The sequence below is a fragment of the Maribacter sp. MAR_2009_72 genome (assembly GCF_007827235.1).
Lineage (GTDB): Bacteria > Bacteroidota > Bacteroidia > Flavobacteriales > Flavobacteriaceae > Maribacter > Maribacter sedimenticola.
Genome location: NZ_VISB01000001.1, coordinates 4,245,748 through 4,261,871 on the forward strand (window position 1 = coordinate 4,245,748; position 16,124 = coordinate 4,261,871).

A 16,124-nucleotide genomic window follows, 5' to 3' on the forward strand; every position below is an offset into this window, starting at 1 on the left:
TAGTTTTATTGCTTACTTCTTAGAAGCTGATTTTTCCAATATAAAAATAAGGGAAAAACCTATGATAGCAGCTACAATTGCAAAGGTTAAATGATTATCGCCCGTAAAAGAAAATGGCGATATGTTTTCATCTATAATAATCTCCTTTTTGCCAATCTGTATAACCTCGGTAATGTTTTTCCAAGGCCATATTTTGTTCAATGAACCTAGTATAAAACCTGTTAAAATGGCTAGAGTAGCATCTTTGTAGTTGGTGAACATCCATTTTAAGATTCTTGCAAAACTCAAAATACCAAAAATTACCCCTGCGGCGAAGGCTGTTACTATGGCGAGGTCCTTATCGTTTACCGCTTCTAGCACTGTTTTGTAAGAGCCGAGCAATACTAAAATAAAAGATCCGGATATACCTGGTAAGACCATTGCACAAATGGCTATGGCGCCGGATAGAAATATAAATGGTAGGCTACCCGTACTTGTTGATGGTGGTAGCGTAGTAATATAGAAGGCGGATACGGTTCCTAAAATGAACAGCGCTATAGCCAGTATACCCCATCTTTTGATTGATTTTGCAACAAATAGTACACTTGCCAGAACCAACCCGAAGAAAAATGCCCAAGTAGGTATGGGGTGGGTATCCAGAAGCCAGGAAATTACTTTTGAAAGTGAGAGTATACTAATAAGCATTCCCAAACAAAGAGCTACTAAAAAATTTCCGTTCAATTTGTCCCAAAAGGTGGCAAAACCTTTTTCCCTAAACAATTTTAATGTCGTTAAATTAACGTTGTTGATTGAGGTTATGAATTCTTCATATATTCCTGTAACAAAAGCTATGGTTCCTCCCGATACCCCGGGTACCAGTTCCGCAATGCCCATGGCCATGCCTTTAAGGCTAATAAATATGTAATCTATTGGTTTTCTATTTTCCATGAAATGTAGAACCCGTTCTAAGAGGCTTTATTGTATTTGTTTACAATTTTCTGGGTCCATTCAGAATTGCCAAATTCAGGAAATTTTTCTTTGAACAGATGAAGCTTTTTTTGATTTTTGTCAATCTTTAGCGCATCCATTAAAGTTATTCTGGCATTGATCAAATCATTGGCCATACATTGTAATCCTACAGATTTATATAAAAGCTTAAGATTGTCAGGATAAAATTCCCTTCCCTGTGCCAGAATTTCTATTGCGGCATGGGTTTCCCCATTTATATGCACCACGTCTGCCCATTTCAACCACGTATCCAATTCATAATTACCTAAATCCACGGTTTGTTTAAAGGCAAAATCTGCTTGGTCATAATTTTTGAGCGCTGTATGAATCTGTGCACACTTTTTCCAGTATAGTGGGTTTTCCCCATCTATGTTAAGTGCTTTGTTGATGTAAAAAACTGCCTTTTCAAAGTCTTTAATATTGTAATAAAGATTGGTAATGGCCAACCATCCTTTATCCAATAACGGATCTTCATGTACCGTTTGGTAAAAGTAATATTTGGCCATTTCAATATCTTTTAGCTTTTCATAGCATTTTCCTATTCTTAAGAATGCATGAGAGGTGGGATCTTCAATAGATATTGTGGTCTCATAATTTTCTATGGCCTCTTTATGTCTACCTAATTTCTCCAACACCTTTCCTTTTTCAAAATATGCACCTATAAAACTGTCATCTGATATAATGGCAAACTCAAAGGCGGTCAATGCCTCTGCGTACATTTCTATGTACGAATATTGCTTACCTAGTTGGTGCCAAGCTACTTCGCAATACGGATTACTTTCCAAATAGTCGTTCAAGTATATGATGGCCCCATCGTAATCTTCCAAAAACTCAAAACAGTAAATTACATTGTAGAGCGATGAATAATCCTGTTCATCATATTCAACACATTTCATAAAGCTTTTCTTAGCTTCTTTAAAATCGTCCATGAACAGATATTCCATTCCAAGTAAGCTATAAATATCAAAACTATTGGTGCTGAAGGCTAGGGCTTGGCGCAATAGTTCAACCGCAGCTTCATGGTTGTCCTGCTTGGAGAAAATATTTGCACGTTGTATATATATTTCTTCGTTTTGGTGGTCTAGCAGTTGCAGTTCATCCAATAAGGCTTCCGCTTTTTCTATTTGATTTTCAAACACCAATACTTCAACTTGAAGCAATTTTAATTCAATTGATGCAGGATGCTGTTGTAACCCTATCTTAATGCCTTTTTTGGCCAAGGAAATTTTCCCGTGGTTTAGATAATGGTGAACAATATCTTCAAAATCCTCCGCATCAAAGAAATAGACATCGTCTGTCTTGAGCATCGATTCAAATTTTGTAATTGGCTTGTCCGGTTTCTCGTTAGATTCTAACGCCATAGGAACTTTTTGGGATTTCTAGATAATTAAAAGTAAGTGTTTGAAGCGTGTTAGGGTAGGTGATAGTGGCTATATTATTAACAAATTAGTTAACAACCTTAAATTACAGCCTATCCAAAATACCTAAAACTATAGTACATCCTTCTTTAATTTCCTCTATGGAAATGGTCAAGGGAGGGGTAATTCTTACTGCCTTATCTTCAAATAATAGCCAGAACAATATTAAATTTTTCTCTTTAGCTTTAAGCACGACGGAGTTGGCCGTATCTGCAGTATCCATTATCAAAGCGAGCATTAATCCTCTTCCGCGTATCTCTTTTATCCTTGGATGGACCAAGTGCTTTCTTAATACTTGTTCTTTGGACAAAGTATCTTTTATTAACGTGGTCTGCAGTAGCTCGTTTAAGGTGGCCAAACTGGCCGATGCTACCACAGGATGTCCTCCAAATGTGGTAATATGCCCCATTTTAGGCCGTTTACTTAGCGTACCCATTATTTTAGGACTTGACACGAAGGCCCCAACGGGCATACCCGATGCCATTCCCTTACCAATGACCAATATATCCGGTACACAATTGTAATGTTCAAAAGCAAATAGTTTACCGGTTCGTCCAAAACCAGGCTGTATCTCATCCAGTATCAATAACGCACCTGTTTCATCACAACGTTTTCTTACCTTTTCCAAATACCGGTTTTGGGGTTCAATAAATCCGGCACCACCTTGTATGGTCTCCAAAATTACACACGCCGTCCTGGTGGTAATTTTATTTAATTCCTTTTCATTATTGAAGGTTATGTGATACACGTCTGGGAGCAATGGCCTAAACACACTTTTGCGTTCCTCAAAATCCATTAAGCTTAAGCTTCCCATCGTATTGCCGTGATACGCGTTCCTTGCGGATATTATCTGTGATCTCCCCGTATACCTCCTTGCCAATTTTAAAGCTCCCTCAATTGCTTCCGTTCCTGAATTTACCAGATAAGTAACCTCCAAGGGCTGGGGCAATTGTGCAGCCAATAACTTTACATAGTCCGTTGCGGGGGATTGCGCATATTCACCATAGACCATTACATGCATGTATTTTGCAGCTTGTTTCTGTACGGCCTCTACCACGTTAGGATTACTGTGCCCCAAGGTACAGGCAGAAACCCCTGCAACAAAATCTAAATGTGCGTTACCGGCAGTATCATAAATATAGCTACCACTGGCATGTGAAATTTCCATCCCTAAAGGGTAGGGTGAGGTTTGTGCCTGATATTTTAAAAAGTCCTTGGTCATGGGAACTATTTAATTCACCTTCTTTTTGGTTGCCTTTGCTTTTGGGTCTATGGCATTGTCCGTTTTGATCTTATTAACGGGGTCAGACTCATTTTGACTGCGCTGCTGTTCTTCTGCATCTATGTCAATAGGATTGTCTATTCCTTGAATGACCACCAGTTCCAAATTATTGTCGTCCTCGTCAAAAATATCCTCCTTGGTCAAAATACGCTCATCTCCCCGCCACACAAATCCTTTTAATATCCTGCTATTTTCGGGCAGGTCCTTTTCGGGAAATATATCACCATCAGGATCCGTGAAAAAAGTAAGGTTTTCTATATCGTTCTCTTCCATGGTTATCCTAATCTTGCTACATACCGTTTTATCTATCCCAATAAGTTCATCATCATCATTATACATGTAGTAGACCACCTCCGTATTTTGAACCAGATCAATTAATTTTAATTCGTTTTCTATGAACTTGCCAAATAGGTTAATGCCCTTTGCCTGGTTATAACCAGTCATGCTAACACTATCCAAAGAGATTATAAAGGCATTTCTTAATACTTTTAAGGAATCGAGTTTTTCAGTTTTTAGATTGGATTTTAAATGGATGCTATCTCCTGTCATTTGATTGGCACCGTTCCATATAACCGGATTCTTGATCAATTGGGTGATACCTGTCTTTTGCTCCGAGTGTATGCTATCGCACTTACCGCTCAAATCCGTCTTATAGAATTTGGCATTTCTAAATGCCCTGAGCAAGCGTTCTTCAGGTTTGCCGGTAACCATCAAAGTGTCTCCATGTACATAGAGCGAGTCTTGTTGCTGTACTGAAATAGATACCGCTCTTCTGGTCGCAAATACAGAGTCTTTTGCTTTATGTACCTCTGCATAATGTGCCCTTATGATACCCTTGTTAATGGTATCCGTTACGGTAATATTATTGGTAGCAGATGCAAATTCATTGGCTTTGTTAAAATAAACGCTATCCCCTTCAATTATTCTATTATTATAATCTATACGTGTATTTTTAATACCATAACCGCTTTCTATTTTGGTATCGTAAAATCCACGTTCACAGTAAATTTTATAGGCTTCCCCTACAATTGTCGAGGGGCCGTACATGTATGCATTTTTAGAGGTAGTGTAATAATCCAACTGTTCGGAATCTAAGGTGTATTCTGGATTTTGAACATGTACGCTATCCAAAAATTGATACTTTTTCAATTCCATGAAGTATTTGCCAATCTTACTGGTCAACGTATTTGCCGAATCAATTACAGTACCATTGTCACGATAAAAGGCCTCTTGTTTTTCCCTGTCAAATCTCAGGGTGTCCGTTTTTAAGGTCATGGAGGCATTTTTTAAAATGACGTTGCCCCATGCTTTTGCCAATTTATCGTCCCCTAGGTAATTGATTTTTTTACTGGTCATTTGAACCGAGTCCCCTTGTTTCAGAATTACATTGCCAATGGCTTCCAAGCGGTTCTCAAGTTGGTAATAAATGGCTACATCGCACCAAAGGTCTGCACCTTGATGTTCAAATTGTACCTGTCGTTCATCTTTGCTGAATATTGAAGCTCCGGGATAGTCTACTTCGTTCTTTGTGAAATTGGCCCCATGAACAATATTAATTTGTTTGGCTTCTTCTTGATCCGCACTATTTTGGGCTAGACCATGATTTGCAAATGCCAAAAGTAATAGGGCGAATAAACCGATAGTTTTCAATCTACTTTTTTTTTCAAAAATAGAACAATTTCCAAGAGCGGATAATACTATTAGTATACATTTAGGAAACGCTTAGGGTATTAGCTCTGGTTTCCTGTTCTTTTTAAACTTTTGTCCAAATCCTGAGTTGTTGGGCATATAGGCTTCGTCTAACACAACGTTTGCACCATCTTCTGGAATAAGATTTTCCTTTCCCAAGGCCCAAAAAATACCGTTCAAAGCAATTTTTCTAGCTTCGGGAATTTTAAAGTCAAAAGGATGGCCAAGAGTTGTGAAGAAAACTCTGGCCTTGATTCCAGAAGAGCCCGTATAACTTTTGGTCCATGCAACGGGGTTATCCAAAGGATACTTGTTCAACTTGCCATCAATTTCATGTTGTGATTTTGTGGAGTGCCCCATAAGAATTGGCTTGCTGTCTCCTTGAAGTTTCCAACCGCCGCCATCAACATGGTATAACCAGGAATATGCCTTAAAATCATTGAACCCCCTTAATATAGGATGTGTTTCCTGTCCTTCCTTGACCGTTACATTGGTTACTTGAAACTTGCCATCATCAAAATGGCCATGGTGTGTTATCCATTGTTGGCCAAATACCTTGGCGGACCATTCCCCGTTAAATACTGTTAGGGAAGAATCTTTCTTGTACATAAACGCATGGGTAGCCGTTCTAAATCCCATAATAGGTTTTCCGGATTCTACATAATCAGTAATATAGGTACGCTCTTCTTTAGGCAGGTTCCTGAATCTTGTAAATATGACCATTAAATCCGCATTTTTCAATGCTTCCAAACCTGCAATATGATCGGTTCTGTTAGGGTCTATAAAACCAAGGCTGTCCAGCGCATATAAAACAGTGACTTTGGCACCTAGCTCACGCTTTGCCAATTTGGCCAGCATTGGCATGGATTCTTCAGAACGGTATTCTTCGTCGCCGGTTACAAAAACAATATGGGGAGGTGGCGCAGTCCCTTCGTCCAATTTTTGTTTCTCTTTCTTATTCTCTCCACAGGCCAATATGAAGGCAATGGCGACCATTGTAAAAACTATTTTATCAAATATGTGTTTCATAGGTGGTGATTGGTCTTTTTTTATTGCATGGGATGTTCTTTCAATAATTCTTCTGGGGTATAAAAAGCTTCTCGGGTCTTAGTTGCTTCCCTAATTTTTTGTACTTGTTCCTTATTTATGACCGAAGCTTTATTGCCAAATGAATTTCTTACATAGGTCAGTACCGCTGCAATTTCCTCATCGGTCAATAATCCCTTGAACGCCATCATGGGTACTTGCCCGTCATAATGGTTGCCCATAATATCCATTGGTCCATAAAGTCCATGCAGGACAAGTTTAATTAGTCTGTCCTGGTCGCCTAAAACCCATTGTTGGCCAACTAAGGTGGGGTATCCGGCTTTTTGGAGTCCACTGCCGCTTTCTTGATGACAGGTTATGCAATACCCTTCTGTTTCATAAATTTTTTTCCCTTTAATGAATATTTTTAAATCTTCATCGTTTAGGTGTGATGCCAAAATTTTTTCATCTGCTTTCTCCAAAAAGTTTCCGGTCAACCTTGTTTCCGCAAAATTGAAAGAATCCAACATCCACTCGTCCAACGGGTGTTGACTTGCTATATCAAGTATTTCCATACCTTCTGCTTGTGGCAACCATGATGCCGCGGTAATTGCTTCAAGTCTCACCCTGCCATGAACATCGGAGGCTGCCTGCATCAATATTTCCTGTGAATTTTCCACTTGGTGGCCCATATACCTAACTACCCTGACCACTGCTGCGCGTACCCTATGATCTTTTGATTTGGATAGCTCCATTAGCAGTTCGGCATCTACCTTGTTCATTCCCCATGAAACCCATAACGCCTCTAATCTGTTATGGTCATAATTTGGGTCATCTTCATCTAGGTTTTTGACCCACTCTTTGGCAGTTTTAAGGACTTCTTCCGTATTTCTTCCCCTTAATTCCCTACGGGTACGGTAACGGGTCCTATATTCCGGTAATTTTAAATTTTCAAATAATTGTGCCAATGATGCACCATTTACCATTGCCGGTTGTACCAATGGTCTAGATGGGTAGGTTATCCTATATATTCTGCCATGAACATGGTCGCGCAAAGGGTCACGAGCGTTGTGTTGCATATGGCCTATAAGCACATTGTGCCAATCTACGACATACAATGACCCGTCTGGGGCAAACTCCATTTCCACGGGTCTAAAGTTGGGATCCGTACTTGTAATCAAGTCTTGACGATGTTTGGTTTTGTACCCCGTACCGTCCTCCATCATCTCATGTTGTTTTAGTCCTAAAAATCCTATGGAGTTTGCCAATAGCATATCACCTTGGACATCATCCGGAAAATGTCTGCTTGAAATAAACTCCATACCTGATGTGGGTCTAACCCTATGCTCCTTTTCTATCAATTCTTCTGTCAAGGGCGAAAAGACGCCATATATTGGTTTTAGGGAACTTGGCATCATCCAATTAACTTTTGGGCCCGAAGTATGCAAAAAGAAATCTTGCCCCCATTCATCAAAAGCAATGCCCCAAGGGTTGGGTATGGCTACCTGTAATGTACGTTCCAATTTTTTACGTTGCGGATTATATCTGTAAAAACCACCATTGGTGGCGCGTACGGGCCCGTAGGATGTTTCTACATTGGTGTGAAGAAAAATACCTTCAGACATATAGAATGCGCCAGAGGGGTCTGCGCAAAATGCAGAAATGGCATGGTGGGTATCATGATCGTCAAAACCGCTTAAAACAATTTCTATTTTATCTGCTTTGTCATCACCATCGGTGTCCGTAAATAACTTGAGGTTGGTGCCTTGACTAACGTATACGCCTTCCGGTGCAAATTCAAAGCCGATCGGCAAATGTAACTGGTCCGCAAATACCGTTTGTTTATCTGCTTTGCCATCCTTATCGGTATCCTCCAGAATTATTATTTTATCATTTGGTTTAGGATCTCCTGGTTTGTAGTGGGGATAAGAGGGGAGGGTAGCCACCCATAACCTACCTTCGTTATCAAAAGAAATCTGTGCTGGGTTTGCCAAATCTGGAAACTCCTTTTCCGAAGCAAACAGTTCTACTTTGTATCCTTCAGGTACTGTTAGTGTTTCAAGAGCATCCTCACCATACTTGTAATGAACGATATCCTCTTTGTTTCCTAAATTATAATTGGTTTCTACCGGTGGTAGTTTACTTGTTCGTGCATCTGCAGCCTCAATGTCAAAAGATTTATTTTGTACAGAGGACCATATCAATGTATCCCTTACCGAAGTCAATTCCCTTGTTTTTTGTATTTCAAACGGATAATTGTCCGGACCATATGGGGCATGACGTCTTCCGAAAACGTGAACACCATTGGGAATCTTGAAGTCATTATGCCAATAAAAATTTTTCTCGTTTACCGCTTTATTGACTGCTAACCTATAGTCTTCATTGGTAATCTTTTTGTCTCCAGTGAGTTCATTGGCCAAAAAACGGGCAAACACTTCGTAACCGAATTTATTTAGTTGTGATCCATCTATGGTGTAATCTTCTTTTTTTTCCTTAAACCAATTTTTGGACTCCTTAAATACATTGATAAAAGCTACATTCTTCAATGCACAAATTTCTTCCATGGCCTGGGAATATAAATCCAAGTTTTTGTTTTCCTGAATTCCATTGGGTACATCCATATGATCGGAGAGGTCTTCAAAAGCTATAGGGGAAACAATCACCAATTCTGGAGGGGTGGAGCCATTATATGTTTGTTTAAGGGAATGTTCGATAAAAGCATTTAGTTCTGCCTTAAAATTTTCTAAACCTTGGTCCCCCTCAAAAGATTCGTTGAATCCAAAAAAACCTATTACAATATCTGCCTTTAAACGAGCCAACCATTCATCAGGCGTTTCAAATACGCCTTCGCTACCAGAATTTTGGGCCAGTTCATTTTGAAATTTATCGGCTCCTGGAAAAGCCCACGGAGACACTCTGCCTGAATGGGGCCTAAAGCCCGGGGTGTCGCCACCATCGCACATATTTCTTATTAATAAGGAATCCTTAGGATGGCGTAAGTGCATTTCTGTTTCAAAACTACCGTAATTCAACATTCGTGAGCCTAAATTGTTGCCGATTAAAACAATGGAGGAATGTGGTTCAATTGAAATTAAAGGGTCTTTTTTTTTGGTACAACCTATGGCTAAAAGTAAACAGGAAATGCTAATGGTAAGTTTGAAAAGTTGATCGGTTGGTTTGCTTTTCATGGTTTGTTAATTGGTTGAAGTAAATTGTTCTTTAAATATAGATATAAAAAAACCACTCGAAAGTGGTTTTTGTCATTTTGAAACTGTTCATTAAAAATTTCTATAATCTCCTTCTAAAAAAGCATTTGCCTCTTCTTCGGCAAATTTTGCCTTTTCACTGTCCCAATGTAATACTTGATTGGGGAACCTACCTGCAATGACACCTAATAAAATTGTTTCCGTTAAACGTGATGCGTAGGAGAAAGGAGCCGTAGTTTCTCCCGTGCCCAAACAAGCATCAACGAATTGGTGATAATGTTTAGGTCCTTCAGTATCGTAATTACGAACGGGTTTGCCCATATTATTGGCTTTTTCTACCGCTTCTATCTCTGCAGAAATATCCACATATTTTCCATCCACTATCTTTTTGGGGAGCTGCATGAAATGAGGAAGTAGCAATCTGCCTTTGTCACCTATGAACATAGCTCCTTGATCCGGCAACGTTCCTTCACCGGCGGTTTTGGTTTCCAAAGACATTTTGTCCTCTAAGGTATCATCTCCGCTATCACTATTTTTTGAGACATTTTCAGCGCCTGGCAATAATAAATCTTCATGATCTTCTGGGGCTCCTGGCCCATCATACCAAACCCATGTTAGCGTTTCTGCAGTATACTTTGTCTGTGGAAACTCATAGGTAACCTTATTTTTTTGAGGGTAGCCAAATCCGTTTGGTTCCCTGCATTCATTCTTAATGGTCCTTGGTACTTGAAGATCCAAGGCATTGTAAGGTGTATCAAAAATATGAACGCCCATATCCCCTAAAGTACCACATCCATAGTCTACCAATTTTCTCCAGTTTCCTGGATGGTAAAAACCTTCTTTATATGGCCTTTGGGCTGAGGTACCCAGCCATAGGTTCCAGTCCAAAGTCTCTGGTACCGGGTCCTCCCCGGTTGGTTCATCGCCATCATAACCCCAATCTTTGGGTGACCATGCTCGTACGGTATGTACTTTTCCGATTATGCCGGACTGAATTAAAAGTGTAGCTAATTTATAATCATAAAATGAGTGTACCTGAATTCCCATTTGGGTTACTAGGCCTTTTTCCGCTGCCAATTTATTCATTGCCCGCGCTTCGGATACGTAATGGGTCAATGGTTTTTGGCAGTAGACCGGTTTGTCCATTTCCATAGCCATCATAGATGCGGGTGCATGGGTGTGATCAGGAGTGGACACTATTACCGCATCTATTTCGTCGCCCATTTCCTTTAACATGATCCTATAGTCAGAATACGTCTTTGCATTGGGGTGCAGCTCCTTAGCAGCAGCCAAGTTGTTGGCATCTACATCGCACAAAGCGGTAACATCTACTTTTTGGTGCGATGATATTGCTTTTAGGTCTTCCGCACCCATATTGCCAACACCTATATGTGCGGTGCGCAAACGTTTTGGTTTGGCCTTAGAGGCTTCGTTTTTGCACGACCAAAGTCCTGATGGCAATAATACAAACGTGGACAATGCAGCTGCATTTTTGATAAAATCTCTTTTGTTCATTGGTAGTTGGTTATAATTTTTTGATTTTAATGTTCCGGAACCAAATTGGACTCGAATGATCCTGTAGTCCTATGAAACCGGTCTTGTATTTTCCGTAATCTTCACTATTTTTCCATTTGTCGGAATTTTTTTTCTCGTACCAGGCATCGTCCCATGGAACAAAAGATACTACTTTTTTGCCGTTCAGCCAGTGTTCTACCTGATTGGGCGTAAAGATTATTCTAGTAGTGTTCCATGTTCCTACTGGGTTAAGGATTTTACCATTTGGATCTGCTGCATGCATGGCATAATCCGACCCTGTTTGTTGTAGAGGTTTCAGCTCCTCTGGTTTGTCCGTATAGCCCAAACTTAGATTGTACGCTGTTAGGTCATGTATGCTTGCATAATTTTCATCATCGATCAATTGGTATTCCGGAGCTACTTCCGGCGGCGAATCATACCCTTCCTTTAAATGGTAAAAAATGCCGCTATTTCCTCCTTTTGGAAGTTTCCATTCAAGATAAAGTTCAAAATTATCAAACTCTTCCGCTCCATATATGATATCTGTACCTCCTGTATAATCCTGTTCTTTTCCAAGCTCGGTGTCAAAGGTCAATTCTCCGTTCTTAACGATCCACCCCGGTGGCAATTCATCACCATTATAGGCCCGCCAACCTTTTGTAGTCTTACCGTCAAACAAGGGTATCCATTCTTCTTGCGTTTGTTGTACCGTATTTTCTTCTTGACCTTCAGGTTTGTTCTTTTCTGTTTTACAGGATGTGATAAGTAAAATTACAGATAAGATAGTTGGGTACGTTAATTTTTTCATAAGTCGCTATTATTTTAACATCGTTGTTGGTAAAAAGCACATTATGGAAAGTACAAAAAAAAAGAATGGCGATAAAGGTATTTCCCTATATCGCCATTCTTTAAAGTTGAACAACCTCTATGGGTCGCTGAAAGTTTATCTATGGATCGTCTGTGTCCTATCTGGACCAACGGAGACTATTTTAATGGGTACCTCCAATTCATTTTCCAAGAACAAAATATAGTCCATTAAATTTTTTGGTAATTGATCCGCAGCGGTCATTTTTGTCAAATCCTCTTTCCAACCATTAACTTCTGTATAAACGGGTGTAACGTTTTCCGCTTCAATATTATATGGAAAATGGTCTATTTGCTCTCCTTTGTAATTGTAGGCGGTACACACTTTAAGTTTATCAAAACCACTAAGCACATCGCCCTTCATCATCATGAGTTCCGTTACGCCATTAATGCGTACCGCATATTTTAGGGCTACTAAGTCTAACCATCCACATCTTCTGGGTCTTCCTGTGGTGGCTCCAAATTCATTTCCTACCCGACCCATGGTCTCACCGTCCTCATCAAACAATTCCGTAGGGAAAGGGCCGCTACCAACCCTTGTAGTATATGCCTTGAAGATTCCTTTTACTTCTCCAATTTGGTTTGGAGCTACGCCCAATCCTGTACATGCTCCGGCAGCCGTTGTATTGGATGAGGTTACAAATGGGTAGGTGCCAAAATCAATGTCCAATAAGGATCCCTGTGCACCTTCTGCTAAAATTTTCTTGCCTTGTTTTTGAGCTTGGTACAAATATTCCTCACTGTCAATAAAGGTCAAATCCTTTAGCGCTGCTACTGCCTTAAAGAAATCTGCTTCTAATTCTGCTAGGTCATATTGTATATCCACGTCATAGAAGCTGATCATGGCTTCATGTTTATTGGCCAGGTTTCTGTATTTTTCTTTCCAATCACTTAATTCCAAATCACCTACGCGCATACCATTTCTCCCGGTCTTGTCCATATACGTTGGCCCAATACCTTTAAGAGTAGAACCTATTTTTGCCTTACCTTTTGAAGCTTCCGATGCGGCATCCAATAAACGGTGTGTAGGTAATATTAAATGTGCTTTTCTAGAAATAAGCAACTTGGCATTGATGTCAAGATTGAATTTTTTTAGCGCATCCAATTCCTTTTTAAATATAACCGGGTCTATAACAACCCCGTTACCTACCACGTTTACTGCATTTTTATGAAAAATTCCAGAGGGTATGGTGTGTAACACATGCTTTATACCATCAAATTCAAGCGTGTGGCCTGCATTTGGTCCACCTTGAAAACGAGCAATGATATCATAATTTGCGGTTAATACATCTACGATTTTTCCTTTTCCTTCGTCACCCCATTGTAGGCCCAACAATAAATCTACTGCCATTTAATTTTATATACTAGGTTAGTTATTTTATTTTTTGCCTACCTCTTTGGTGGGCGTATTCTTTGTTCCGTAAAAATATAAGGAGTGTGTGTTGATGGTTATATCAAAAACCTCCTCTATGGTCTTTTTTATAGATTGAATTCTTGGGTCGCAAAATTCCATAACCTCACCGGTATCGGTAAGTATGACATGGTCATGCTGACGGTCAAAATATGATTTTTCATACTGTGCCTGGTTTTTTCCAAATTGGTGTTTGCGTACCAACTTGCAATCTAAAAGAAGTTCAATGGTATTGTATAAGGTAGCCCGGCTAACACGATAGTTCTTGTTCTTCATGTTGATATACAGCGATTCTATATCAAAATGTTCGTCACTTTCATATATTTCCTGAAGTATAGCGTAGCGTTCTGGGGTTTTTCTATGTCCTTTGTCCTCTAAAAAGGTTGTGAAGACATTTTTTACAATTTCTTGATTTTTATCCGAAGACATATTTACTGCATTAATATACAAATGTACAGTTAAATTTTAATTTACTTTTCTAAATTCTGGTTACTTTGTCAATACCGTGTATCTCCTTAAGATTATCGGTCAGTTTTTTAAGGATTGACTTGTTCTTGACCACTACAGTAATCTTGCCTTTGAAGGTGCCCCCGTCCGTACTAAAATTAAGGTTTCGCATATTAACATGCATAATATCCGAAATGACTTCCGTAATGTCATTGATAAGGCCTAGGTTATCTATTCCCGTTAATTCTATATCTGCCTGATATTCTTGTTGAGAGGAATCTATCCATTTTGCGGTAATGATTCTATAGGCGTAATTAGACTGAAGCGATATAGCGTTGGGACAGTTCTTTTTGTGTACTTTAATACCTTCGGATACACTGACAAAACCAAAAACACTATCACCTGGTATAGGATTACAGCACTGGGATAATTTGTATTCCAGTTTTTCCTCTTCCTTGCCAAAAACCAGCATATCATATTTAGACGTAATTTCATCTTTATTGATATCCTCAGGAGCTGGCGTACGGCGCATTCTGTTTTTAAAGAAACTGATAAATGCATTGTTGTAAGAAGATGCAAAATCCTTTAACATGGTGTTGTCTATAGAACCAATACCCACCCTGTAAAATAAATCTAGACTGGTCTTTAATTTGAAATAGGTCACCATTTTGTTGATGGAGTCCTCGTTCAAATTAATTTTTTGGGACTTTAACTTTCTTCTTAATATTTCTTTTCCTTCTTCTGCAACGGATTTTTTCTCTTCCCTTAATACAGATTTTATTTTTGCCCTGGCCCTGGCCGTTGTGGCATAGTCCAACCAGTTTTGATTGGGCCTGGCCTGTTCTGAAGTTATAATTTCTACTTGGTCGCCACTTTGTAGCGTGGTGTTTAAAGGAACCAATTTTCCGTTCACTTTTGCACCCCTTGTACGCATACCTACCTCGGTATGTATGTTAAAGGAAAAATCTAACGGTGTAGCACCTTTTGGTAAGGATTTTAAATCCCCTTTAGGGGTAAATACAAAAATTTCCTTGGAGTAGAGGTTGAGTTTAAATTCCTCCACAAAATCCACTGCATTTGTATTTGCATTTTCCAAAGCTTCCTGAAGTTTGTTCAACCAGACTTCAATACCTTGTTCTTTTTGGTTGCCATGCTTATATTTAAAATGGGCCGCATATCCTTTTTCTGCAATTTCATGCATGCGCTCACTTCTTATCTGTACTTCAACCCATTTGCCCTGAGGCCCCATTACCGTTATATGCAGAGCTTCGTAACCTGTGGACTTTGGAGAGGAAATCCAATCACGAAGACGTACGGGATTAGGTGTAAAGTGGTCCGTAACAATGGAATATATTTTCCAGGCCAAGAATTTTTCATTCTGCGCATCTGACTCATAGATGATTCTTATGGCGAACTTATCATAGATTTCTTCATATGTGACATTTTGCGCCAACATCTTTCTTCTCATTGAAAAGATAGATTTCATTCTACCTTTTATAATGTAGTTTAAGCCTTCTTTTTTTAATGAATTGTCTATTGTAGCGGAAAATGCATCTATATACGCCTGTTGTTCCTCCTTGCTTTCCTCAATTTTATCCTTTATGGAATTATATACTTCTGGCTCTGTGTACTTAAGGCTCAGATCCTCCAGTTCGGTCTTTATATTATAGAGGCCGATCCTGTGGGCCAACGGGGCGTATATGTATAAGGTTTCAGACGCTATTTTAACCTGTTTATGCTCCGGCATGGAGTCCATGGTAAGCATGTTATGGTAACGGTCGGCTATCTTTATGATAATAACACGAACATCATCATTTAAGGTCAGCAGCATTTTTCTAAAATTCTCCGCTTGTTGAGAGATGTTCATCTCCTTTTTTAAATGGGCAATTTTAGTAAGCCCATCAACAATACGTGCCACGGTCTCACCGAACATACGGTCTAGGTCGTCCAAAGTATATTCTGTATCCTCAACTACATCGTGTAAAAGGGCAGAGGCAATGGATACGGCATCTAGACCTATCTCGGATGCTACGATCTTAGCAACTGCTATTGGGTGGAAGATATAAGCTTCGCCAGATTTTCTTCTTTGGTTTTTGTGCGCGTCAACAGCTACCTCAAAAGCACTTCGTATTAAAGTTTTGTCCTCATCTGTTAAGGTTTGGTAACTAATACGTAAAAGTTCCTTATACTCTTGAGCTATAAGCTTGTTTTCCTTTTCTATCGCTGCCTGTGTCATACTAGATTAAAATTAAGATAATCTTAAATGATGAACAACAAAA

At 39.4% G+C, this 16,124-nt stretch carries 11 protein-coding genes; all 11 read right to left on the bottom strand.

Annotated elements, in window-relative coordinates; genetic code table 11:
- Window positions 1–12: 12 nt before the first annotated feature.
- The 11 genes from JM81_RS17965 to JM81_RS18015 all read right to left on the bottom strand — a co-directional run bounded on the left by JM81_RS17965 (window position 13) and on the right by JM81_RS18015 (window position 16,081).
- Window positions 13–927, bottom strand: coding sequence for a DUF368 domain-containing protein (locus tag JM81_RS17965; RefSeq protein WP_144805434.1), 915 nt, complete (start codon window positions 925–927; stop codon window positions 13–15).
- A 17-nt stretch (window positions 928–944) separates the two neighbouring features.
- Entirely contained in the window at window positions 945–2,348 is a 1,404-nt protein-coding gene (locus JM81_RS17970; RefSeq protein ID WP_144805436.1) for a tetratricopeptide repeat protein, read from the bottom strand.
- A gap of 103 nt (window positions 2,349–2,451) precedes the next feature.
- Window positions 2,452–3,627 carry an aspartate aminotransferase family protein gene (locus JM81_RS17975; RefSeq protein ID WP_144805438.1) on the bottom strand — a complete coding sequence of 392 codons (1,176 nt, stop codon included), beginning with the start codon at window positions 3,625–3,627 and terminating at the stop codon, window positions 2,452–2,454.
- A 9-nt stretch (window positions 3,628–3,636) separates the two neighbouring features.
- Window positions 3,637–5,304: an OstA-like protein gene (locus tag JM81_RS17980; RefSeq protein WP_261375167.1), complete on the bottom strand. Its 1,668-nt coding sequence runs from the start codon at window positions 5,302–5,304 to the stop codon at window positions 3,637–3,639.
- 105 nt (window positions 5,305–5,409) lie between these two features.
- Entirely contained in the window at window positions 5,410–6,405 is a 996-nt protein-coding gene (locus JM81_RS17985) for a ThuA domain-containing protein (RefSeq protein WP_222430314.1), read from the bottom strand.
- Between the two features lie 20 nt (window positions 6,406–6,425).
- On the bottom strand, window positions 6,426–9,590 hold the full coding sequence (locus JM81_RS17990; RefSeq protein ID WP_144805440.1) for a PVC-type heme-binding CxxCH protein: 3,165 nt from the start codon (window positions 9,588–9,590) through the stop codon (window positions 6,426–6,428).
- A gap of 90 nt (window positions 9,591–9,680) precedes the next feature.
- Window positions 9,681–11,123 carry a Gfo/Idh/MocA family protein gene (locus JM81_RS17995; protein WP_144805442.1) on the bottom strand — a complete coding sequence of 481 codons (1,443 nt, stop codon included), beginning with the start codon at window positions 11,121–11,123 and terminating at the stop codon, window positions 9,681–9,683.
- Between the two features lie 10 nt (window positions 11,124–11,133).
- The gene (locus JM81_RS18000) at window positions 11,134–11,931 is read right to left on the bottom strand and encodes a DUF1080 domain-containing protein (protein ID WP_089261846.1); all 798 of its coding nucleotides are present in this window, start codon (window positions 11,929–11,931) and stop codon (window positions 11,134–11,136) included.
- A 135-nt stretch (window positions 11,932–12,066) separates the two neighbouring features.
- Complete coding sequence (locus JM81_RS18005; RefSeq protein ID WP_144805444.1) at window positions 12,067–13,338, bottom strand: adenylosuccinate synthase; 1,272 nt, start codon at window positions 13,336–13,338, stop codon at window positions 12,067–12,069.
- 27 nt (window positions 13,339–13,365) lie between these two features.
- Complete coding sequence (locus JM81_RS18010) at window positions 13,366–13,827, bottom strand: Fur family transcriptional regulator (RefSeq protein ID WP_089261842.1); 462 nt, start codon at window positions 13,825–13,827, stop codon at window positions 13,366–13,368.
- Between the two features lie 49 nt (window positions 13,828–13,876).
- On the bottom strand, window positions 13,877–16,081 hold the full coding sequence (locus JM81_RS18015) for a RelA/SpoT family protein (RefSeq protein WP_144805446.1): 2,205 nt from the start codon (window positions 16,079–16,081) through the stop codon (window positions 13,877–13,879).
- Window positions 16,082–16,124 lie beyond the last annotated feature (43 nt).

What these genes read in the sequence shown, in the direction of transcription:
- JM81_RS17975 (WP_144805438.1), bottom strand. Translation starts at nt 3,627, where the DNA reads ATGACCAAGGACTTTTTAAAATATCAGGCACAAACCTCACCCTACCCT.
- JM81_RS18010 (WP_089261842.1), bottom strand. Translation starts at nt 13,827, where the DNA reads ATGTCTTCGGATAAAAATCAAGAAATTGTAAAAAATGTCTTCACAACC.
- JM81_RS18015 (WP_144805446.1), bottom strand. Translation starts at nt 16,081, where the DNA reads ATGACACAGGCAGCGATAGAAAAGGAAAACAAGCTTATAGCTCAAGAG.
- JM81_RS17985 (WP_222430314.1), bottom strand. Translation starts at nt 6,405, where the DNA reads ATGAAACACATATTTGATAAAATAGTTTTTACAATGGTCGCCATTGCC.
- JM81_RS17965 (WP_144805434.1), bottom strand. Translation starts at nt 927, where the DNA reads ATGGAAAATAGAAAACCAATAGATTACATATTTATTAGCCTTAAAGGC.
- JM81_RS18000 (WP_089261846.1), bottom strand. Translation starts at nt 11,931, where the DNA reads ATGAAAAAATTAACGTACCCAACTATCTTATCTGTAATTTTACTTATC.
- JM81_RS17970 (WP_144805436.1), bottom strand. Translation starts at nt 2,348, where the DNA reads ATGGCGTTAGAATCTAACGAGAAACCGGACAAGCCAATTACAAAATTT.
- JM81_RS17995 (WP_144805442.1), bottom strand. Translation starts at nt 11,123, where the DNA reads ATGAACAAAAGAGATTTTATCAAAAATGCAGCTGCATTGTCCACGTTT.
- JM81_RS18005 (WP_144805444.1), bottom strand. Translation starts at nt 13,338, where the DNA reads ATGGCAGTAGATTTATTGTTGGGCCTACAATGGGGTGACGAAGGAAAA.
- JM81_RS17990 (WP_144805440.1), bottom strand. Translation starts at nt 9,590, where the DNA reads ATGAAAAGCAAACCAACCGATCAACTTTTCAAACTTACCATTAGCATT.